We start from the raw sequence: 19,629 nt of genomic DNA, 5'->3' as shown, positions 1-19,629 counted from the left end.
CGGGTCCCACACTGACGCCCCGGCCTCGAAGGGAAATCAGGAGGGCTCTTCCGGCCCTTCCAGGGTTCTGCCGTATTGATGTCAGCGGTCTGCATGAAAGGCTCTCCGAGATGATCCCGGAGAGCCTCCGTCACCGTTGCCGCGACGCGGATGCACGGCATCAGCCGAGGTACGGCCGCTCACGGTGTTCCAGAAAGTGCCGAAGCCGTAGCCGCTGCGTGTGGTGCATCGGCAGTTGATCGATCCCCTCCGGCCGGACGAACCGCAGTTCCGTGGACTCGTCCGAGATCGCGAGCCGGCCCCCGACCACACGGGCGGTGAAGCAGACGTTGAACTGTCTGCGCACCTCACCGTCCGAGTAGGCGATGACGACGGCGCGGCCGGTGTCCTCGTAGCCGTCTGATCTGTCCGGCAGCGGCCTTCGTAGCGGTTGCCGTCAATCACTGCCGTCACGACATACGACAGAGGCCCTCAGGATCTCTCCTGAGGGCCTCTTGCCTGCTGTGCACTCGGCAGGATTCGAACCTGCAACCTTCTGATCCGTAGTCAGATGCTCTATCCGTTAAGCTACGAGTGCTTGACCTTCTGGGGCTTTTCTGCCCTGTCGGCGTTGCGAGAACAACATTACATGACCTGCGCCGTCAGGTGAAATCCATTGGCCGGACCATGACTGACCTGCGGAAACACCTGAACGGGTGAAGCCCCGGCTGGTGGGCCGGGGCTTCGGGTGGGGCGGCGGAGGCGGAGGGATTTGAACCCTCGATGGGCTTTAAGACCCAAACCGCATTAGCAGTGCGGCGCCATAGACCGGACTAGGCGACGCCTCCAGCACACATCCGCGCGGGCGCGGATTGTGTGTGCAGATGATGACACAACCAAGCGGGGTGTCACCAATCGCTGCTCACCGTACTAGGCAGGTGGCCCCCAGGGCAAAGCACATCCCGGGCGCAACGCGGGAGGCCGGTGGGCGTTAGCAGGGGGCGGGGGGGGCCGGGCCCCTGGCTCCGGGACGGGAACGTTCCGGGGTCGGGTTTCGGGGCCCGGACTTCCGGGGCGGGAACGTCCCGCCCGGGACCCGAATCTCCGGGGCCCGAATCTCCGGGACCCGGCGCTCGTGCAGGCCCCGGTTCCCCCGTGCAGGCCCCGGTTCCCCGTACAGCTTCTGGTTCGACGTACACGTCCGCTCCTCGACGTACGGCTGTCTCGTACGTCCGTCACCCAAGAGGTCCCATGGCTCTCCGCCGTCTCGTTCCGCTGCTCACCGCTGTCTCCGCCGCTCTGCTGGTCACCGGGTTCGCGCCCGGGGATTCGCTCACCGTCCGGGTCGCGGGTGGCAGTACGTACACGCTGAAGTGCTCGCCGGTCGGGGGGTCGCATCCGAGTGCGGGGGCCGCCTGTGCGCGGCTGGCGGAGTTGGGGGGCGGGGGGCGGGATCCGTTCGCGCCGGTGGCCGGGGGGAGCCTGTGCACCATGCAGTACGGCGGGACTGCCACCGCCCGGATCACCGGGACCTGGCAGGGGAAGCGCGTCAACGCCGTCTTCGACCGGAAGAACGGATGCGAGATCTCCCGTTGGCGGGCTCTGGAGCCCGTACTGCCCTCCGTCACCTCATGAGTTGAGACACAGTTACGGGCATCCGTAGTGACCTCACCCGGTCGGGAGCGGGCACGACCGGGGTGTTCCCCGGTCACTCCCGGTCTTCCGCCGCCGCGGGCAACCTCCCAGCCTTTAGACTCCCTTCCGTGACAGGCTCGCGGCCCGGCAGGCAAGATGGGTCCGGCGGTCCGCAAACGCAGTGGTTCAGGGAGGAAGCGTCGTCGTGAGCAGCAGGCCATCCCGGGGCGCTGCTCGCCTCGCGGCGATACTCGACGCACTCCCCGACGGCTTGGTGCTCGTCAACGCCAACGGCACGGTCGTCAACGCCAACACCATTGCCCTGGAGATGTTCGAGACCCCGGGCACGGCGCTGGTCGGCCGTGGGCTGCTCGATCTGCTGCCCGATTTCGACTCCAAGCTGATCCCCGGTTCGATGCGCCGGCCCGCGTCGGCCGATCCCCTCGGGCGTACGAAGCCGACCCGGATGATCGCGCGGCGGACGGACGGCGGCGAGTTCCCCGCCGAGGTCACCAGCGCCAGCCTGGAGGACGGCCGGGACGCGTACAACGACTCGCACAGCTACACCGGTGACGAGCTGCTGATGCTCGTCGTACGGGATCTGTCCGGGACCATGGACACCGAGGCCGAGCTGGCCCGTTCGCAGCGGCAGACCGAGATGATCCTGCGCGCCGCCTCCGAGGGTGTCGTCGGTACGGACACGGACGGCCGGGTCGTCCTCGTCAACCCCGCCGCCGCGCAGATCCTGGGCTTCCGCGCCAGCGATCTGGGCGGCCGTGAGCTGCATACACTGGTCATGCACTCGCGGGCGGACGGCGAGACGTTCCAGTACTCCGACTCCCCGCTCGCGGACACGCTCAGGTCGGGCCGTAAGCACCGGGTGCGCGGGCAGGTGCTGTGGGCGAAGAGCGGCGAGCAGGTGCCGGTCGATCTGACGACCTCGCCCGTACGGGACGGCGATCAGCTCGTCGGCGCCGTGATGACCTTCACCGACCGGCGTCCGTACGACGAACTGGCCGATCAGCACGCCACCGAGCTGGCCGAGACCGAGGAGCGCCACGCGGCGGAGCTGGCCGGGACGACGAAGCGGCTCACCGCCGAGCTGACGGAGACCACCGAGCGCCTCACCGCCGAGCTGACGGAGACGACCGAGCGCCTCGGCGCCGAACTCGCCGAGGCCGAGGAGCGGCACGCGGCGGAGCTGGCGGACCGCAGCGACCGGTACGCGGCGGAGATCGAGGAACTGACGGAGCGGTACGACGGGCTGGCCGGGCGTCACTCCCAGCTGACCGCCGTCCTCGGGGACTCCCTGCGCGGCCCCCTGCTGGAGCTGCGCGACGAGCTGACCACACTCGCCGCCGACCCCGCCGGGCAGCTGTGGCCCGAGGCCAACCAGATCCTGCACCACCTCTCCGCCGGGTACTCCCGGATGACGACGCTCGTGGACAACGTCCTCGGCTATCAGCGGCTGGACATAGGGGCGGAGCGGCTCACCAAGACGACCGTCCTGCTCGACGGGGTCGTCGCGGCGGGCGTCGAGGGCGCGATCGAGCTGATCGGCCCCGGCCGCGCGCAGTTCGCCGTGCACGCCCCGCCGATCGAGGCCGAGGTCGACGCGGCCCGGCTGGCGACGGCGCTCGCGCATCTGGTCGCCGATGTGGCCGGGGTCGACTCGACGGGCCGGGCCAGGCAGCTGCCGGCCGGTGGCTATGTCGACTCGACGATCGTGGTGGCGGCGGCGCAGCGCGGTGATGTCGTACGGATAGAGGTGCGCGGGCCGTTCTCGGGCGGGGACGCGGTGCACGAGCCGATCGTGCGCGGGATCGTACGGGCGCACGGCGGGGTGCTCCAGACGCATGAGGTGCCGGGCATGAGCGGCAGCGCGTACGTCCTGGAACTGCCGCTGGGCGAGGGCTCGGGGACGGTTCCGTCGCCCCACCGGGTGCCGGTGGCGGGACAGCCGCAGCTGGGACCCGGCCCGAGTGCCGGTCCCGGTCCCGGGACCACGAGCGGCGGCAGGCGGCGCGCGCGGCGAGCGTCCACGGACGCGTTCCTGGAGGGGCCCGAGGACGTTCCGGCGGGTGTTCCCGCGGGCGCCCCGGCGGGCATGCGGGCCGCTACGGCCGAGGAGGTACGGGACACCCCGGGCCCCACCGGACGGCGCAGGGCCCGCAGCGCGGCCGACGCGGACGCCCCACTGGACCAGGTCCCGCCGGAGGACGACAGCCTGGGCCTGAGCGGCGTCGGGAGCGGCGGCTGGGACAGCGCCGTGACCCTGGGCGGCGGCTCCGCCCTGGTGGGCGCGCCGACCCCGGGCGCCGGTACGAGCACGGGCGGCGGCTCCGCCCCCGGCAGTGGCGGTACGGGGCGCCGGCGCGGGCGGCCCAGCCCGGCGGAGGACGCGACCGCCGAGTCCGGTGCCGTGCCCGTCCCCGCGCCCTCCGAGGGCTCGGTCGTGACCGCCGCCGAGGGCGCGCATCCGACCGGGCGCGCGGCGCTCGGCCAGGCCGTGCCGCCGCAGGGCGTGCCGGTGGACCCCTCGGCGGCCGGGACGGGGCGCCGGGCACGGCGTGCCGAGCAGCGGGCGCTTCCGGCACTGGCGGCCGGGCCTTCGGTCGCCGGACCCTCGGTCGCCGGACCCTCGGTCGCCGGACCCTCGGCTGCGGGCTCCCCGACGGTCGGGCCCACAGCGGGCCCCTCGGTGGCGGGTCCCTCGGCGGCCGGTTCTTCGGCAGCCGGGCCCTCGGCCGGTCCTTCGGCGGCCGGTCCTGCTGCGGGGTCGGGGACGGCCCCGCCGTCGCCGTCCGTTCCGATGCCCACGCCCGTACCGATGCCCGAGCCCGGCGCGGACGCCGAAGCCGCTCCCGAGCCTGCCCCTGCCTCTGCCCCGGTCCCGGCCCCCGCCCCGACCTCCGTCGCGCCTTCGCCGCTGCCGGATCCCGCGCCCGTGGCCACGGTCTCCGTCCCCGCTCAGGCCGTCGGCCAGCCCGGGGGGCGGCGGGCGCGCAGGGCGCTCGCGCCGGCGCAGGAGCGGCACGTTCCGGTGCCGCCCGAGCCGGAGAACGCCCGCAGCCCGTTCGCGCTGCCGCCCGCCGGCGCCGACCGCGCCGCCGAGTCCGTGCCGGCGTCGGGCCCGACGCCGGACGCCTCGCTGCCGGTCCGCCATGACCTCGTACGGACGGAACCGGACGCCGACCACACCCCGCCGCAGCCGCATCCCCTGCCTCAGCCTTCGCCCCAGCCCCAGGGGCGTCGGGCCGGGACCCTGGCCGGGCAGCCAGGACAGTCGGGCCCCTTCGTGGACGACACGAACAGCTGGGGGAGCCCGCCGCCCGCCGGTACCCCCACGACGGCCGCGGGCTTCGGCATGATGAGCGGCCCGCCCGGCTGGCCGGACGACCCGGCCCCCGAGCCCGTACAAACGCCCGCTCCGGTCCCTGCCCCGGCCGCCCAGCCGGTGCCCGAGCCCGCGCCCGTACCCGTACCGGCAGCGGTCTCCGCGGCCTCGGTCGCCACCTCGGAGTCCTCGGTGGAGTCCTCCGTACCGAACTCCCGGCGCGGCGCCCATCAGCCGCTCCCGCCCGCCCAGCCGCTCCCCGAGGAAGCGCCCGTCGCCCCGGGGGCGCCCGCGCCGGCCCCCGCGCCCCCGGCGGAGCCCGCGCCCCTGCCCGAGCCGACGGCCGAGCCCGTGCCCGTACCGCCGGACTCCACGCAGGCCCGCGGGTTCAGCGTGCGCACGCTCGGGCAGGGGGTGCCCTTCACGCAGTACCTCCCGCAGGGGACCGCCCCCGCGAAGACCCCGGCGGCGGCCGGCGCGCAGCCGCAGTCGCTCGGTTCCGGACGGCGCCGCAAGCTCGGCACCCCGCCGGACGGCACCCAGCGCCCCGAGCCGCAGGCCAAGGCGCCCGCGATGCCCACCCAGGGCGGCGGCCTGCGGCTGCCCGCCGCGCCGCCCGAGGGACGGTCGTACGCGATAGGGGCGCCGGACGAGGGCGCCGAGGGCCCCGAGCCGCTGGACGGCCCCGGGGGCGCGGTCGAGGTCGCCAACCGGCCGCAGCCCCGGCCCGTCGACGACGAGCTGCCCCCGGAGCCCCTCGACAACCCGCGCAGGCTGCTGGTCTGGCCCGCGCCGGACTCCGCCACCGAGCAGGCGCTGAGCGACCGCGGCTACCGCCCGGTCGTCGTGCACTCGCGCGAGGAGGTCGCGGCCCAGATCGCCGCGTTCCCTGCGGCCCTGTTCGTCGACCCGCTGACCGGTCCCATCACCCGTACCGCGCTCCAGTCGCTGCGCGAGGCCGCGGTCGCCGCCGAGCTTCCCGTCCTGGTGACGGCGGGGCTGGGGCAGGCGGCGCGCGAGGAGGCGTACGGCGCCGATCCTGCCGTACTGCTCAAGGCGCTCGCGCCGCGCGACAGCGAGCAGCATCCGCCGCGTGTCCTGCTGATAGAGGAGCACGAGGAGATCGCCCTCGCCCTGACGGAGACGCTGGAGCGGCGCGCGATGCAGGTCGCGCGGGCGGCCACCGACAACGAGGCGGTCGGTCTCGCCGCGCAGTTGCGGCCGAACCTGGTGGTCATGGACCTGATGCAGGTACGGCGGCGGCGCGCGGGGATCATCGACTGGCTGCGGTCCAACGGACAGTTGAGCCGTACGCCGTTGGTGATCTACACCTCGGCCGGGATCGGCGAGGAGGACCGGCCCCGGCTCGCCTCCGGTGAGACCGTGCTGTTCCTCGCCGAGCGCTCGACCACGCCCGAGGTGCAGGAGCGGATCGTGGATCTGCTCTCGAAGATCGGCACGAACTGAAGGCCGTCGCGGAAGGGCGGTGGGGGCGGCGGGCCGCCCCCACCCTCCGGCTACGTCTTCCCTCCGGCCGCCCCCACCCTCCGGCTACGTCTTCCCTCCGGCTGCACCTTCGCTCCGGCTACACCTTCGTGACGTCCAGCTCGCCGTCCGCGTACCGCTTGCGGATCACCTTCTTGTCGAACTTCCCGACGCTCGTCTTCGGCACCTCCTGGATCACCGCCCACCGTTCCGGCAGCTGCCACTTGGCGACCGTCCGGGCGAGAAACGCCTTCAGCGCCGCGTAGTCCGCCGTCGCGCCCTCCTTGAGGACGACCGTCGCGAGCGGCCTCTCCCCCCACCGGTCGTCCGGTACGGCGACGACGGCGGCCTCCGCGACCTCCGGGTGGGCCATCAGCGCGTTCTCCAGGTCCACGCTGGAGATCCACTCGCCGCCGGACTTGATGACGTCCTTGGCGCGGTCGGTCAGCGTGAGGTAGCCCTCGGAACTGATGTTGCCGACATCACCGGTCCGCAGCCAGCCGTCCTCGCTGAACTTCTCGTCCGGCCTGACCAGTTGCTCCTCGACGCTGGTGTGCGCGCCACCGTAGTACGCCGCGGCCACCCAGGGGCCGCGTACCTCCAGCTCACCGGCCGACTCGCCGTCCCACGGCAGGACGCTGCCGTCGGGCCCGATCAGCCGCGCTTCGACGGCGGCGGGGAAACGTCCCTGCTTGACGCGGTACGGCCAGCCCTCCTCGTCGGAGAGCCCGCCGGGCGGGTTGGACGTCGTGCCCAGCGGCGACATCTCCGTCATGCCCCATGCCTGGCAGAGCCGTACACCCAGCTTGTCGTACGCCTCCATCAGCGCGGGCGGACAGGCCGCGCCGCCGATCGTGACGCTGTGCAGGGAGGTCAGGTCGCGCGGGCGGGCGGAGACCTCGGCGAGCAGCCCCTGCCATATGGTCGGGACGGCGGCGGCGTGCGAGGGGCGCTCGCTCTCGATCATCTCGGCGAGCGGGCCCGGCTGGAGGAAACGGTCGGGCATCAGCATGTTCACGCCGGTCATAAAGGTGGCGTGGGGCAGGCCCCAGGCGTTCACATGGAACTGCGGGACGACGACCAGGGTGGTGTCCTTGTCCGTCAGCCCCATCGACTCGGCCATGTTGACCTGCATGGAGTGCAGATAGACGGAGCGGTGGGAGTAGACGACGCCCTTGGGGTCGCCGGTGGTGCCGGAGGTGTAGCACAGGGCCGCCGCGGCCCGTTCGTCCAGCTGGGGCCAGTCGAAGGTGGTGGGGCGGCCGGAGGTCAGCTCCTCGTACTCATGCACCTGTACGGCCGCCCCGGCCAGCGGGGCGCGGTCGCCCGGACCGGTGACGACGACGTGCTCGACGGTCGGCAGGCGCGGGAGGAGCGGAGCGAGCAGCGGAAGCACCGAACCGTTCGCGATGATCACACGGTTGGCCGCGTGGTTGACGATCCAGACCAACTGCTCGGGCGGGAGCCGAAGGTTGAGAGTGTGCAGGACCGCGCCCATCGAGGGGATCGCGAGATACGCCTCGACATGCTCGGCGTTGTTCCACATCAGGGTCCCTGTCGCATCGCCCTCCCCGATGCCGAGGTCCCGCAGAGCGTGCGCGAGCTGTGCGGCCCGGGACCCGATCTCGGCGAAGCTGCGACGCTGTGGCTCACTCTCGCCGGTCCAGGTCGTGACCTGCGACTTCCCGTGGATGGTCGACCCGTGGGTCAGAATCCTGGAGATCAGCAGAGGTACATCTTGCATCGTGCTCCGCACCGGTGCTCCCCAATCTGCGCGCCATTACGCGAGGGTAGTTTCCGGTGATTCTGCTTGCATACCCAGCGGTATGTCACTAGCTGGAGGCCATCAATTCCGGAACTCCGATTCTTCCGCGCCCGAGGTCGGGGGAAACATCAGCGGATATCGGCGGCCGCGGACGGCGCCAGCCCCGGATCGTCACGGAGCTTTCCGAGGGCCCGGGAGACCGCGCTCTTGACCGTACCGACCGACACCCCGAGGACCTCGGCCGTCTGGACCTCGCTGAGATCCTCGTAGTACCGCAGTACGACCATGGCCCGCTGGCGGTCCGGCAGCCGCATCACCGCGCGCCACATCGCGTCGTGCAGCACCTGCCGCTCCGCGGGGTCGGGCACCGGCACACCCGTCGGCTCGGGCAGCTCCTCACAGGCGAACTCGTCGACCTTGCGCTTGCGCCACTGCGAGGTGCGGGTGTTCAACAGGGCGCGGCGGACATAGCCGTCCAGGGCGCGGTGGTCCTCGATGCGCTCCCAGGCGACGTACGTCTTGGTCAGCGCGGTCTGGAGCAGGTCCTCGGCGTCGCACGGGTTGGCGGTGAGCGAGCGGGCGGCCCGCAGCAGCACGGGGCCGCGCGCTCTGACGTACGAGGAGAACGAGGGGTACGCGGAGTGCGAGGGGTGCCCAGCGGTGTGTGCCGGGTGCCCGGAGGGCCCGGCGAGATGCGAGGGGAGCCCGGAGTGCCCGGCGGGGTGCGACGGGTGAGCGGCGGCGCGCGACGGGTGCGCGGAGTGCCCGGCGGGGTGTGCCGGGTGCGCGGAGTGCCCGGCGGCGCGCGACGGGTGCGCGGAGTGCGGCGGGTACGCGGCCGGCTGGGCGGCTGTGGAAGCGCTCGTGCAGACAGGCGTGGTCATGGCTCCACGCTAGAAGTGAGGCCCGCCCCGGGGATCGCCCACAGGTCCCGAAGCCGTCTCCGCCTCAGGGCGTAGGAGAGGGGCTCTCCCCACCTCCTGAAGGTGGATGGGCCATGGGGGAGCCCGTCAGGGTCGTCCCCGGGGGGAGCGGACAGCGGTCACCACCTGTTGACGGACGGCAACCGCCCCTGGTGCCGGACCACGCGACCACGCGAGAAACGTCCTGCGCGACGGCACCCTCAGGCGCCGCCGCGCAGGACGCGTATGTCACTCACCCCTCAGTCCCGCCCTCCCCCGGGGGCCGAACATCACCACCAGAAGGGGACGTACGTCACCGTGATGTTGTGGTTGGACTGGTCGATCGACGCGGGGCCGGAGCCGACGACGCTCGCGCTGTTGCTCTGGTTCGACGCTCCGGCCCCGGTCGCCACCTGCTGCGTGGTCGTCGAGTTGCCGAAGTTGTCACCGCGCACCCCGCTGCCGCTGATCGTGGCCACGGACGCGTTCGAGCCGTCATCGGCGAAGGCGTGGTCGTCCGCCTGGGCGACCCCCGTGAAGAGAGCCGCGCCGAGGGGCAGCGCGGCGACAGCGGCGAAAGCACGGGCTGTACGGAAGCTTGCCATGTCTTTTCCTCCAGGAACCAAGAAGTACGGCTTGGACGGGGGCGGTTGGCCGACTGCCTCCGTCGTGGTGCGACGTCGCGACCCCAGAATCACCCACCGAATCCCCTGCGAACCAGCCCGGAGGCCCTGATTCCCTCGCAAGCGTGAGGACAGGGAGATAAACCCCCCACGCACCCCCAATACCCCCTGATTCTCCCGATCCCGCCCCGCACGCCGATACGCCCCGGACGGAACAGCGCGGCCTTCCCTCCGGACCTCGCGTCAAAACCGATCCGCCGATCCGTGCAACCATTCGCCACACACGGAGGTCTTGCATCGGGGCCCTTCCACATGTGGTGCGGAAGCCCCCGAAAGCAGTCCGATTTCGTGGCATTTCAACGCATTTGTGAACTCGGAGTTTCCTTTGACAACCAGCCTCCCGGGCGTGCGCAAAGCCGCCGTGGTCGCCCTCACCGCCGGCGCGCTGCTGTCGGTTCCCGTCCTGGCCGCACCCGCCCAGGCGGCCACCGCCCCGACCGTCACGGGCAAGGGCGCGTTCCTGCTGAACGACGCGACCGGCGCGACCGTCTTCGGCAAGGCGGCCGACACCCGCCGTCCGATGGCCAGTACGACGAAGATCATGACGGCCGCCGTGGTGCTCAGCACCAAGGGCGTCGACCTCAACCGCAAGGTGACGGTCAAGCAGGCGTACCGCGACTACGTCACCAAGCAGGGCAGCAGCACCGCTGATCTGCAGACCGGCGACAAGCTGACCGTACGCCAGCTGCTGTACGGGACCCTGCTGCCCTCCGGTTGCGACGCGGCGTACGCCCTCGCCGACGCGTTCGGCACCGGTTCCACGAACGCGGCCCGCACCAAGTCGTTCATCGCGAAGATGAACGCCAAGGCCAAGGAACTCAAGCTCACCAACACCAAGTTCGACTCGTTCGACGGTGTATCGACCAGCAAGGACAACTACACCACCCCGCGCGACCTGGCGAAGATCGCCCAGTACGCCATGAAGGACACCAACTTCCGTACGGTCGTCAAGGCCACCTCGTACAAGGGCACGGCGCCGACCACCAAGGGCGGCAACCGTACGTACACCTGGTACAACACCAACAAGCTGCTCGGCTCCTACACCGGCGCCATCGGCATAAAGACCGGCACCACCACCCCCGCCGGCCCCTGCCTGGTCTTCGCCGCGACCCGCGGCGGCAAGACGCTCATCGGCGTCGTCCTGAGCGGCACGGACCGCTACAAGGACGCGGCGAAGATGCTCGACTACGGCTTCGGCACGACCACGGCCAAGACGATGCAGCTCCGCTCGCTCCCCTCGGCCGCGCAGCGCGACTGATCGGGCCGCGCCTCCGCCCACCACGAAAGGGCCGCTCAGGAGCACCGAACCCACCGGTGCCCGAGCGGCCCTTTCGCATGCCCGCCCATCCCCACCCATATAACCCTCATGTGGCCTTTGGCCTTTCACACAGCCTTCCGGGCATCCTCGCGCACCACCTCTCATCTTGAGGTTTAAGTCCTTTTGGTCAATTGAACACCTATTCACCTCTTTCATGACATCTTTTATGTCCACCGGGTCGTTCCGTGAAGAAACCCCCACGCGATCGGAGCCCCCCTTGACGACGACCAGAACCGGCCTTGTCGCCCTCACCATCGGCGCGCTGCTCACCGCGTTCCCGTGACAGCACAGGCACAGGCGCACACGCCGACGCGGACCGCCAGGCCGACGCCGACCGCCCGCCGGGCCGGGGGCTTTCCGTCTCGCGCTTGTCTGCTACCGGTTGCGCCTTCGTGGCCAAGGTCATGGTGTTTCCAGCCGGTTGTCACGCAGAGACCGTGTCCCATGCAGGTCGTGTCGCTTTAGGGGGCGGCGGTTGCTCCAGCCCGTGTCCCGTTGGCACGGTCCATCGTGTCGCTTTCCATGGCAATGATCACCGCATCAGGTGACGAAGGGCACTCTTGGCGGCCTGTCGCTGGGCGGACTGGGAGGCCACCCCCGCGCGCGTCGGAGGTCGCAGGCGCAGGTGCGGCCGGTCTTGAGGTCAACGCGGTGCTTGGGCGACGCGCTGGCCCAACCTCTCGTCGTGGAGGGCGCCGACCGTTCGCCAGGCAGCGTCGGAGACTTCTTCGGCCTGGAGTTCGCCGATGTCGGCGGTGGTGCGGAAGAGGAAGCGGAAGTCGAAGTGCTGGTGAGCGGGCTCACCCTTGGCGGGGTTGGCGTCGATGGGGTGGATGTCGATGCGGAGCGGAGTCTCACCGTGCGGGGTGACGACGTGGGGCGGGATGCCGGTCTCCAATGAGCTGTTGGACCCGCGTCCGTCCCCGTACCGCTACGCGCCGGGCGGTACGAGGAGTCGGCTGATGACCGAGTTTGACGCGGAACTGATGTGCGAAGAACCCACCCTGTCGGCGGACCAGGTGGGGCTTCGCTGAAGGGGCGGAAGAGGCCGGTAGCGATGTCAGTCCGCGAGGGGACCCGCTGACTGCTTCACGCCTGTGACGAACTCCGACCACGCGCCGGGGCCGAAGGTGAGGATGTGCCCTTGCGTGACCTTGCTGTCCCGTACGGGAACTATGCCCTCGGCTCCGAGGGCTGCTTCCACGCAAGCCGACTGTCCGTTACTACGGCTGGACTTGATCCACGCCATGCCTGTCAGATCAACCTTGTTCATAACTCCCTACCGTTTCGATGATGAGGTTGCGGGATTCCTGTTCGTTGAGTGCGGTGTCCCAGATGTTCTTGAACGCGTTGTCGTAGACGTCTACTTCGTTCGGCTTGTCGAGATAGAGATCTCCCGTATAGCCATCCGAGTAGACGGTGGGAGGTTCGGACTCCGTGCCGTCGCGGTTACGCGGAAAACGCAGGATGCCGAACGGCCCTGACATGACGCCCAGGTGCAGGCCAGCGCTGAAGGGCACCACCCTGAGGGTGACGTTGGGCAGCTCACAGACATCCAGCAGATGTTTGAGCTGCCCCGCCATCACGGCAGGCCCGCCGACCGGGCGGCGCAGTACCGCCTCGCTGAGTCCGACATTCAGGGTGGCCGGATCGACGCTCCGCGTCAGGAGCGCCTGCCGAGTGAGTCGCAGCCGAACGCGCTTCTCGACCTCGTCTTCCGATTCTTCGTGGTTGTGCGTCCGGATGATGATCCGTGCATAGTCCTCGATCTGGAGGAGTCCGGGAATCAACTCGTTTTCGTACCAGTTGATGTCCGAGGCGGCTTCCTCAAGCCCGATGAAGAGGTCGAACTCCTGGGGGATCACATCCCCGTACGAGTGCCACCAGCCCTTCGCCTTGGTCTCCTTGGCCAGACCCATCAGCGCCTGGGTGAGATCGGCTGGCGCGTCGTAGACCTTGCACATGGTTTCGACGTCGTGGCTGCGCAGCGACGACTGCCCTGTCTCGATACGCCACATCTTCGCCTCGGACCATTCGAGATTCCGGGCTGCCGCACGCACCGTGAGGCGTGCCTTGTTGCGCAGATCGCGTAAGTAACGGCCGAGTTGTCGGCGCGGAACGGTCGATCCGGTGGATCCCTCCACCATGCGCCACCCCCTATTCCCGCTCCAGTATGGAGCACTCCGGTACTCGAAATAGAAGCACTTTTGCGCTCGATTCGCAACGCAATCCATATGTTCGAGTTATCGAAAATGAGGACCATAAAATGAAGTCTTGCAGAATGCGTTGGGCGGGGCCATGCTGGCGCTGTCGACCCGTCAGATCCTGATGCGGGAGGCCCTATTCACGCGTGCGCGCACCGTCGTGCGGCGGCGAGTAGGCACAGCAAAAGACCCCGGCGGCGGTCTCAGGCGCCCCGGGGCATGGTCAACGCGCATTGAAGGAGCGTCAACATGCCGCACTTTATCGCCCGTCTGATGAAACGGGCCCGACAGCCTTTGGTCTCGGTCAGACCTCCCTCTCACTACGCCTCGGCAAGGGCGTTTCCTCCGGTCTCCGCTCCCCGCCGACCGCTTGTCACCGGTCTGCTGATCCTCGGCGCGCCGACCCTGCGCCTTGTCGGGAAGGCGGAGTTCGAGCGGTGGGAACGGGTGGAGCAACAGCGCAGGAGAATGCGGCGGCGGGAAGCGTGGCTTGCCGCGCACGGTGTGGGGGCGGGGCCGCGTCGGATCCACGGTGTGAGGGTGGCCCGGTGAGTCACGTTCCCGTGGTGCTGCGGTGGAAGCGGCATGCCCGGTGTGTGGGGGCGGCGCGGGCGGAGTTGCGCAAGGCGCTGGCGGCCTGGGGGCTGTCCGCGCTGGAGGACTCGGCGGTGCTGGTCGTCTCGGAGCTGGTCACCAATGCCGTACGGCATGCCCATGTGCCACCGGGGCGGGAGGTCGAGACGCGGTTCCTGGCCGTGCCCGGCGGTGGCGTGCGGATCGAGGTGCACGACGCGTGTGCCGTACGGCCCGAGGCGCGGGAGGCGGATGCCGGGGCGTGTGACGGGCGCGGGCTCGTCATCGTGGCGGCGCTGGCCGAATCGTGGGGCGTCGCCGACCGTACCGGCGTCGGCAAGGTGGTCTGGGCGGTGGTCCGGGGGTGAGGCGGCGCGTCCCCGCACGCCCCCGGCCCCCCGCCCGGGTGGGCCGGGGGGCCGTGACTCGCTCGGGCCCAGGTGATCGGGCCCAGGTGATCAGGCCCAGGTGATCAGGCCCAGGTGATCAGGCCCAGGTGATCAGGCGTTTGGGCTGTTCCAGGATGGCGGCGATGTCCGCCAGGAACTGGGAGCCCAGCGCGCCGTCGATCAGGCGGTGGTCGAAGGAGAGGGCGAGGGTGGTGACCTGGCGCGGCTTGATCCTGCCCTTGTGGACCCAGGGCTGGGGCTTGATCGCGCCGATCGCCAGGATCGCGGACTCGCCCGGGTTGATGATGGGCGTGCCCGTGTCGACGCCGAAGACACCGACGTTGGTGATGGTCACCGTGCCGCCCTGCATGGCGGCGGGGGTGGTCCTGCCCTCGCGGGCCGTGGCGACCAGTTCGGCCAGTTCCGCGGCGAGTTGGGGCAGGGCCTTGGTATGCGCGTCCTTGATGTTCGGGACGATCAGACCGCGCGGGGTGGCCGCCGCGATGCCCAGGTTCACATAGTGCTTGAGCACGATCTCCTGGTTGGCCTCGTCCCAGGCCGCGTTGACCTCGGGGTTGCGGCGGACCGCGACCAGCAGCGCCTTGGCGATGAGGAGCAGCGGGTTGACGCGCAGGCCCGCCATGTCCTTGTCGGACTTCAGCTCCTCGACCAGCTTCATCGTGCGGGTCACGTCCACGGTGATGAACTCCGTGACGTGCGGCGCGGTGAAGGCGCTGCCGACCATGGCCGACGCCGTGGCCTTCCGTACGCCCTTGACGGGGATACGGGTCTCCCGGGCCGCGTCGGAGGAGACCGGCGCGAGGGCCGGTGCCGGGGCCGCCACCGGGACCGGCGCCACCGGAGCCGGGGCGGTCGCCGCGTGGACGTCCTCGCGGGTGATGATCCCGTCCGGGCCCGTCGGGGTGACGGTCGCCAGGTCCACCCCCAGGTCCTTGGCCAGTTTCCGTACGGGCGGCTTGGCGAGCGGCCGCCCGGCGGGAGCAGCGGCGGGCACGGCTGCCGGTACTGGTACCGGTACCTGCGGCGCATGCCCGTTCAGCGGCTGTACGGGCACGGCCGCCGTGCCCGGTCCCGGCCTGCGGGGGCGCCTCTTCGTGGACGCCTCGGCCACCCCGTATCCGACCAGGACGGGGGTACGGGTCGGAGCCGCGGCAGGGGCAGGAGCCGGGGCGGCCGGCTCGGGTTCCGGCGCCCCGGTCCCCGGGGCCACGTCCACCGTGATGATGGTCGCGCCGACGTCGACCGTCGTGCCCGCCCCGAAGCGCAGCTCGTGGACGACCCCGTCGTACGGGATGGGGAGTTCGACGGCGGCCTTCGCCGTCTCGACCTCGCACACCACCTGCCCGTCCGTCACGGAGTCGCCCGGCTTCACGTACCAGGTGAGGATCTCGGCCTCGGTCAGCCCCTCGCCCACATCGGGCATCTTGAACTCGCGGTAGCGCGTGGAGACTTCAGTATCTGTCATGGTCACGACACTCCTAGTACGCGAGCGAGCGGTCGACGGCGTCGAGCACCCTGTCCAGGCCCGGGAGGTACTCGTCCTCCAGCCGGGCCGGCGGATACGGCGCGTGGTAGCCGCCGACCCTCAGCACCGGGGCCTCCAAGTGGTAGAAGCACCGCTCCGTGACGCGAGCGGCGATCTCCGCGCCCGAGCCGAAGAAGACCGGCGCCTCGTGCACGACCACCAGCCGGCGGGTCTTCTCCACCGAGGTCCGGATCGCGTCGAAGTCGATGGGGGACATCGACCGCAGGTCCAGGACCTCCAGCGACTTGCCCTCCTCGGCCGCGGCGGCGGCCGCCTCCAGGCAGACCTTCACCATCGGCCCGTACGCCACCAGCGTCAGGTCCGTGCCCTCCCGCGCCACCCGCGCGCCGTGCAGCGGCCCCGGGATCGACTCGGTGTTGACCTCGCCCTTGTCCCAGTAGCGCCGCTTCGGCTCGAAGAAGATCACCGGGTCGTCGCTCTGGATGGCCTGCTGCATCATCCAGTACGCGTCCGACGCGTTCGACGGCGATACGATCTTCAGCCCGGCCACATGCGCGAACAGCGCCTCCGGCGACTCGCTGTGGTGCTCGACCGCGCCGATGCCGCCGCCGTACGGAATGCGGATCACCACCGGCATCTTGATCCTGCCCAGCGAGCGGGCGTGCATCTTGGCGAGCTGGGTGACGATCTGGTCGTACGCCGGGAAGACGAAACCGTCGAACTGGATCTCCACCACCGGCCGGTAGCCCCGCAGCGCCAGCCCGATGGCCGTCCCGACGATGCCCGACTCGGCGAGCGGGGTGTCGATGACGCGGTCCTCGCCGAAGTCCTTCTGGAGCCCGTCGGTGACCCGGAAGACCCCGCCGAGCTTTCCGACGTCCTCGCCCATGACCAGGACTTTCGGGTCGGTCTCCAGCGCCTTGCGCAGCGACTCGTTGATCGCCCGTGCGATGGGCAGTTTCTGCGTGCTCATGGTTACTTGCCCCCCTCGGCTTCGAAGCCGGCGCCCGCGTCCTCGAACGACGCCTGGTACGCCGCGAACTGTGCCCGCTCCTCGTCCACCAGCGCGTGGCCGTCCGCGTAGACATGGTCGAAGATCGCCATGCTGTCCGGCTGCGGCATCGCCCGCACCACGTCACGTACCCGCTTTCCGAGGGTTTCGCTCTCCTCGTCCAGCTCCGCGAAGAACGCCGCGTCGGCGTGGCCCTCGCGCTCCAGGTATCTGCGCAGCCGCAGGATCGGGTCCTTGGCCTGCCAGGACTCCGTCACCTCGTCGGCGCGGTACTTGGTCGGGTCGTCGGAGGTGGTGTGCGCGCCCATGCGGTACGTGAACGCCTCGACCAGCACGGGCCCCTCGCCCCGGCGGGCCATGTCCAGCGCGGCGCGGGTCACGGCCAGGCAGGCCAGGACGTCGTTGCCGTCGACCCGGACACCGGGGAAGCCGTACCCCTGCGCACGCTGGTAGAGCGGGACGCGGGTCTGGCGCTCGGTCGGCTCGGAGATGGCCCACTGGTTGTTCTGGCAGAAGAAGACCACCGGCGCGTTGTAGACCGCCGCGAAGGTGAACGACTCGGCCACATCGCCCTGGCTGGAGGCGCCGTCCCCGAAGTACGCGATGACGGCGGAGTCCGCGCCGTCCTTGGTGATGCCCATCGCGTAGCCGGTGGCGTGCAGGGTCTGCGAGCCGATGACGATCGTATAGAGGTGGAAGTTGTTGGTGGCGGGGTCCCAGCCACCGTGGTTCACCCCGCGGAACATGCCCAGCAGGTTGGTCGGGTCGACCCCGCGGCACCAGGCCACGCCGTGCTCCCGGTAGGTCGGGAAGACATAGTCGTCGTCGCGCAGCGCGCGGCCCGAACCGATCTGGGCCGCCTCCTGGCCGAGCAGCGAGGCCCACAGGCCCAGCTCGCCCTGGCGCTGGAGCGCCGTGGCCTCGGCGTCGAAGCGGCGGGTCAGCACCATGTCCCGGTAGAGCCCGCGCAGCTCCTCCGGGGTGAGATCGATCGAATAGTCCGGGTGCTCGACCCGCTCGCCCTCGGGGCTCAGCAGCTGTACGAGCTGCGGCTCGGAGCTCGGCGGCTGCGGCGTCTTCCTCGCGCTCGCGCGCTTGGCGCCGGCGCTGCGTCGCGGTTTACGAGCGGCACTGCTCTCCACGGTCACGTCCGTGCTCCTCCGTCTTTCCGGCCCCCGGGATCCGCCGGGAACCAGTGCGGCTCGCCCGTTCCGGCCGTGTGCACGGGGTGGGTGCCTACGGGCCGGGAACAGGCGTGACAGGTCGCCCCGACGAACGCTCTGTCACAAGCACGTTACCCAGTAGTCCGCATTCCTGCGAAACCCCTATTTGACCTGCAATTTTGCTTGGATTTCCAAGTAAATCGGCAAAGTCTGGAACAACCACTGGTCACAGCCTCGCAGCACGCCGGAACAACGGCACGTTATCCCGCTGATCTTCGGCAGGGAAGGGGTGAGTGTGTGAGACTGCGTTCCGTGCGTGAAGATAGAAAAATCACGGTATTTCTCCTTGACGACCATGAAGTCGTCCGCAGGGGTGTCTTCGAACTGCTCTCCGTCGAGGACGACATCGAAGTCGTCGGGGAAGCCGGTACGGCGGCAGACGCGATGGCCAGGATCCCCGCGACCCGCCCCGATGTCGCCGTGCTCGACGTCCGGCTGCCGGACGGCAGCGGGGTCGAGGTCTGCCGGGAGATCCGGTCGCGCGACGAGAGCATCAGATGTCTGATGCTGACGTCGTACGCCGACGACGAGGCGCTCTTCGACGCGATCATGGCCGGCGCCTCGGGGTACGTGCTCAAGGCGATCCGCGGCAACGAACTGCTGACGGCGGTACGGGACGTGGCGGCGGGCCGCTCGCTGCTCGACCCGGTGGCGACGGCCCGGGTGCTGGAGCGACTGCGCAACGGCAAGGATCCCAAGGGTGACGACCGGCTGGCCAAGCTGACGGACCAGGAGCGCAGGATCCTCGATCTGATCGGCGAGGGCATGACCAACCGGGCGATCGGCGAGCAGCTGCACCTCGCCGAGAAGACGATCAAGAACTATGTCTCCAGCCTGCTCTCGAAGCTGGGGATGGAACGGCGGTCGCAGGCGGCGGCCTTCGTGGCGCGGATCCAGGCGGAGAAGCGCTGAGCGGAAGCGGAGAGGCGTCGGGCCGGCGCGGAGAGGCACCGGGCCGACGCGGAGAGGCACCGGTCACCGGGCCCCTTGCCGTACCGCCGCCTCCGTACCGCCGCCTCCGTACCGTGGTCGTATCGGACCCAATCGGGACCAATGTCACTTGCTTCAAGGGCCGCCTCCCCTGTCGGCGACGGGTTCCGTGACCCAGAGTGGAGGCATGTCCACCGAGGAACTCCGCGCATTCGAGCTGCTGCACCGCGTTTCGCACGGACGCGTGGCGACGAGCCTGCGGGCCCTGCCCTTCATGGCGCCCGCCCGCCATGTCGTGGCCGACGGCGCGCTCCTGCTGCGGATGCACGCGGGGCTCGGCCGGACCTGCGGCGGAGGCGTCGTGACGTACGGCGTGGACAACTTCGGCAGCGGCGACGGCACGCTCTGGTCGGTACAGCTCACCGGCACGGCGGAGATCATCGATCCGTCCGCACAAGAAATCAAACAGTTTGATTCTTGTCCGATTCTCGTAGACGGTCAGCCATTCGAACCCGTCTTTATGCGGCTTGAGTCCCGCTTTATCGCCGTACACACACTCGACTACGCCCATGAGCGACGGAGTCAACACATAGCGTGATCTAACATCTGGCAAGTGCTGCGCTCATATGAACTCGTTGCGCCCGCCGCGACTGCCGTTATTCCTCCGCCCGCCCATGCCCCCGCGCG

15 protein-coding genes, 2 tRNA genes and 1 pseudogene are annotated in these 19,629 nt (G+C 70.2%); 6 read left to right on the top strand and 12 right to left on the bottom strand.

The features are described from left to right. Window positions 1-160: 160 nt before the first annotated feature. The 3 genes and pseudogenes from ACIP8W_RS22530 to ACIP8W_RS22520 all read right to left on the bottom strand — a co-directional run. Window positions 161-370 (bottom strand): annotated as a pseudogene (locus ACIP8W_RS22530) (DNA mismatch repair protein MutT); the annotation flags it as partial. A 134-nt stretch (window positions 371-504) separates the two neighbouring features. Further along, window positions 505-577: transfer RNA gene (locus ACIP8W_RS22525), tRNA-Arg, on the bottom strand. 159 nt (window positions 578-736) lie between these two features. Further along, window positions 737-827, bottom strand: a tRNA-Ser gene (locus ACIP8W_RS22520). A gap of 403 nt (window positions 828-1,230) precedes the next feature. Here ACIP8W_RS22520 and ACIP8W_RS22515 point away from each other — a divergent pair. Continuing rightward, on the top strand, window positions 1,231-1,614 hold the full coding sequence (locus ACIP8W_RS22515) for an SSI family serine proteinase inhibitor (protein ID WP_402204322.1): 384 nt from the start codon (window positions 1,231-1,233) through the stop codon (window positions 1,612-1,614). Between the two features lie 205 nt (window positions 1,615-1,819). Beyond that, window positions 1,820-6,418, top strand: coding sequence for a PAS domain-containing protein (locus ACIP8W_RS22510; RefSeq protein ID WP_402204320.1), 4,599 nt, complete (start codon window positions 1,820-1,822; stop codon window positions 6,416-6,418). Window positions 6,419-6,536: 118 nt separating this feature from the next. Here the strand turns inward: ACIP8W_RS22510 and ACIP8W_RS22505 are convergent, their stop codons facing one another. The 3 genes from ACIP8W_RS22505 to ACIP8W_RS22495 all read right to left on the bottom strand — a co-directional run bounded on the left by ACIP8W_RS22505 (window position 6,537) and on the right by ACIP8W_RS22495 (window position 9,708). Further along, window positions 6,537-8,192 carry a long-chain fatty acid--CoA ligase gene (locus tag ACIP8W_RS22505; protein WP_402204318.1) on the bottom strand — a complete coding sequence of 552 codons (1,656 nt, stop codon included), beginning with the start codon at window positions 8,190-8,192 and terminating at the stop codon, window positions 6,537-6,539. 137 nt (window positions 8,193-8,329) lie between these two features. Next, window positions 8,330-8,797 (bottom strand): SigE family RNA polymerase sigma factor, encoded by a 468-nt coding sequence (locus tag ACIP8W_RS22500; RefSeq protein WP_402147322.1) that lies wholly within the window; start codon window positions 8,795-8,797, stop codon window positions 8,330-8,332. 596 nt (window positions 8,798-9,393) lie between these two features. Next, window positions 9,394-9,708 carry a hypothetical protein gene (locus ACIP8W_RS22495; RefSeq protein WP_401954734.1) on the bottom strand — a complete coding sequence of 105 codons (315 nt, stop codon included), beginning with the start codon at window positions 9,706-9,708 and terminating at the stop codon, window positions 9,394-9,396. Window positions 9,709-10,111: 403 nt separating this feature from the next. On the opposite strand from ACIP8W_RS22495, the gene ACIP8W_RS22490 reads away from it, so the two are divergent. Further along, the gene (locus tag ACIP8W_RS22490; RefSeq protein ID WP_401954737.1) at window positions 10,112-11,044 is read left to right on the top strand and encodes a D-alanyl-D-alanine carboxypeptidase family protein; all 933 of its coding nucleotides are present in this window, start codon (window positions 10,112-10,114) and stop codon (window positions 11,042-11,044) included. Between the two features lie 703 nt (window positions 11,045-11,747). Here the strand turns inward: ACIP8W_RS22490 and ACIP8W_RS22485 are convergent. From ACIP8W_RS22485 to ACIP8W_RS22475, 3 genes are all read right to left on the bottom strand, one after another. Then, complete coding sequence (locus ACIP8W_RS22485) at window positions 11,748-12,002, bottom strand: hypothetical protein (protein WP_402204316.1); 255 nt, start codon at window positions 12,000-12,002, stop codon at window positions 11,748-11,750. A gap of 162 nt (window positions 12,003-12,164) precedes the next feature. Continuing rightward, window positions 12,165-12,377: a DUF397 domain-containing protein gene (locus ACIP8W_RS22480; RefSeq protein ID WP_401954743.1), complete on the bottom strand. Its 213-nt coding sequence runs from the start codon at window positions 12,375-12,377 to the stop codon at window positions 12,165-12,167. After that, window positions 12,364-13,251 carry a helix-turn-helix domain-containing protein gene (locus ACIP8W_RS22475; RefSeq protein WP_402204314.1) on the bottom strand — a complete coding sequence of 296 codons (888 nt, stop codon included), beginning with the start codon at window positions 13,249-13,251 and terminating at the stop codon, window positions 12,364-12,366. Before ACIP8W_RS22475 ends, ACIP8W_RS22480 begins: the two co-directional genes overlap by 14 nt. A 605-nt stretch (window positions 13,252-13,856) precedes the next feature. Between ACIP8W_RS22475 and ACIP8W_RS22470 the strand changes: the two genes are divergently transcribed. Then, the gene (locus ACIP8W_RS22470) at window positions 13,857-14,249 is read left to right on the top strand and encodes an ATP-binding protein (RefSeq protein WP_401954748.1); all 393 of its coding nucleotides are present in this window, start codon (window positions 13,857-13,859) and stop codon (window positions 14,247-14,249) included. A 118-nt stretch (window positions 14,250-14,367) separates the two neighbouring features. On the opposite strand, the gene ACIP8W_RS22465 is transcribed toward ACIP8W_RS22470, so the two are convergent. Genes ACIP8W_RS22465 through pdhA form a run of 3 tightly spaced genes read right to left on the bottom strand, consistent with a single transcriptional unit; the run spans window position 14,368 to window position 17,937 of the window. Continuing rightward, window positions 14,368-15,756 carry a dihydrolipoamide acetyltransferase family protein gene (locus ACIP8W_RS22465; protein WP_401954751.1) on the bottom strand — a complete coding sequence of 463 codons (1,389 nt, stop codon included), beginning with the start codon at window positions 15,754-15,756 and terminating at the stop codon, window positions 14,368-14,370. 13 nt (window positions 15,757-15,769) lie between these two features. Further along, window positions 15,770-16,750, bottom strand: a complete 981-nt coding sequence (locus tag ACIP8W_RS22460) for an alpha-ketoacid dehydrogenase subunit beta (protein WP_401954754.1) — start codon at window positions 16,748-16,750, stop codon at window positions 15,770-15,772. Between the two features lie 2 nt (window positions 16,751-16,752). Beyond that, window positions 16,753-17,937 carry a pyruvate dehydrogenase (acetyl-transferring) E1 component subunit alpha gene (pdhA, locus tag ACIP8W_RS22455; RefSeq protein ID WP_401954756.1) on the bottom strand — a complete coding sequence of 395 codons (1,185 nt, stop codon included), beginning with the start codon at window positions 17,935-17,937 and terminating at the stop codon, window positions 16,753-16,755. Window positions 17,938-18,264: 327 nt separating this feature from the next. On the opposite strand from pdhA, the gene ACIP8W_RS22450 reads away from it, so the two are divergent. Beyond that, the gene (locus ACIP8W_RS22450; RefSeq protein ID WP_401954759.1) at window positions 18,265-18,924 is read left to right on the top strand and encodes a response regulator; all 660 of its coding nucleotides are present in this window, start codon (window positions 18,265-18,267) and stop codon (window positions 18,922-18,924) included. Window positions 18,925-19,129: 205 nt separating this feature from the next. Continuing rightward, entirely contained in the window at window positions 19,130-19,540 is a 411-nt protein-coding gene (locus ACIP8W_RS22445; RefSeq protein ID WP_401954762.1) for a pyridoxamine 5'-phosphate oxidase family protein, read from the top strand. Window positions 19,541-19,629: the final 89 nt, after the last annotated feature.

Origin of the sequence: Streptomyces sp. NPDC088554 (assembly GCF_044752945.1) — a bacterium.
Classification (GTDB): domain Bacteria; phylum Actinomycetota; class Actinomycetes; order Streptomycetales; family Streptomycetaceae; genus Streptomyces.
The sequence above is the reverse complement of the archived record's forward strand: the minus strand, read 5'-3'. Positions and strand labels throughout refer to the sequence as shown.

What these genes read in the sequence shown, in the direction of transcription:
- ACIP8W_RS22515 (WP_402204322.1), top strand. Translation starts at nt 1,231, where the DNA reads ATGGCTCTCCGCCGTCTCGTTCCGCTGCTCACCGCTGTCTCCGCCGCT.
- ACIP8W_RS22495 (WP_401954734.1), bottom strand. Translation starts at nt 9,708, where the DNA reads ATGGCAAGCTTCCGTACAGCCCGTGCTTTCGCCGCTGTCGCCGCGCTG.
- ACIP8W_RS22480 (WP_401954743.1), bottom strand. Translation starts at nt 12,377, where the DNA reads ATGAACAAGGTTGATCTGACAGGCATGGCGTGGATCAAGTCCAGCCGT.
- ACIP8W_RS22475 (WP_402204314.1), bottom strand. Translation starts at nt 13,251, where the DNA reads ATGGTGGAGGGATCCACCGGATCGACCGTTCCGCGCCGACAACTCGGC.
- ACIP8W_RS22465 (WP_401954751.1), bottom strand. Translation starts at nt 15,756, where the DNA reads ATGACAGATACTGAAGTCTCCACGCGCTACCGCGAGTTCAAGATGCCC.
- ACIP8W_RS22460 (WP_401954754.1), bottom strand. Translation starts at nt 16,750, where the DNA reads ATGAGCACGCAGAAACTGCCCATCGCACGGGCGATCAACGAGTCGCTG.
- ACIP8W_RS22445 (WP_401954762.1), top strand. Translation starts at nt 19,130, where the DNA reads ATGTCCACCGAGGAACTCCGCGCATTCGAGCTGCTGCACCGCGTTTCG.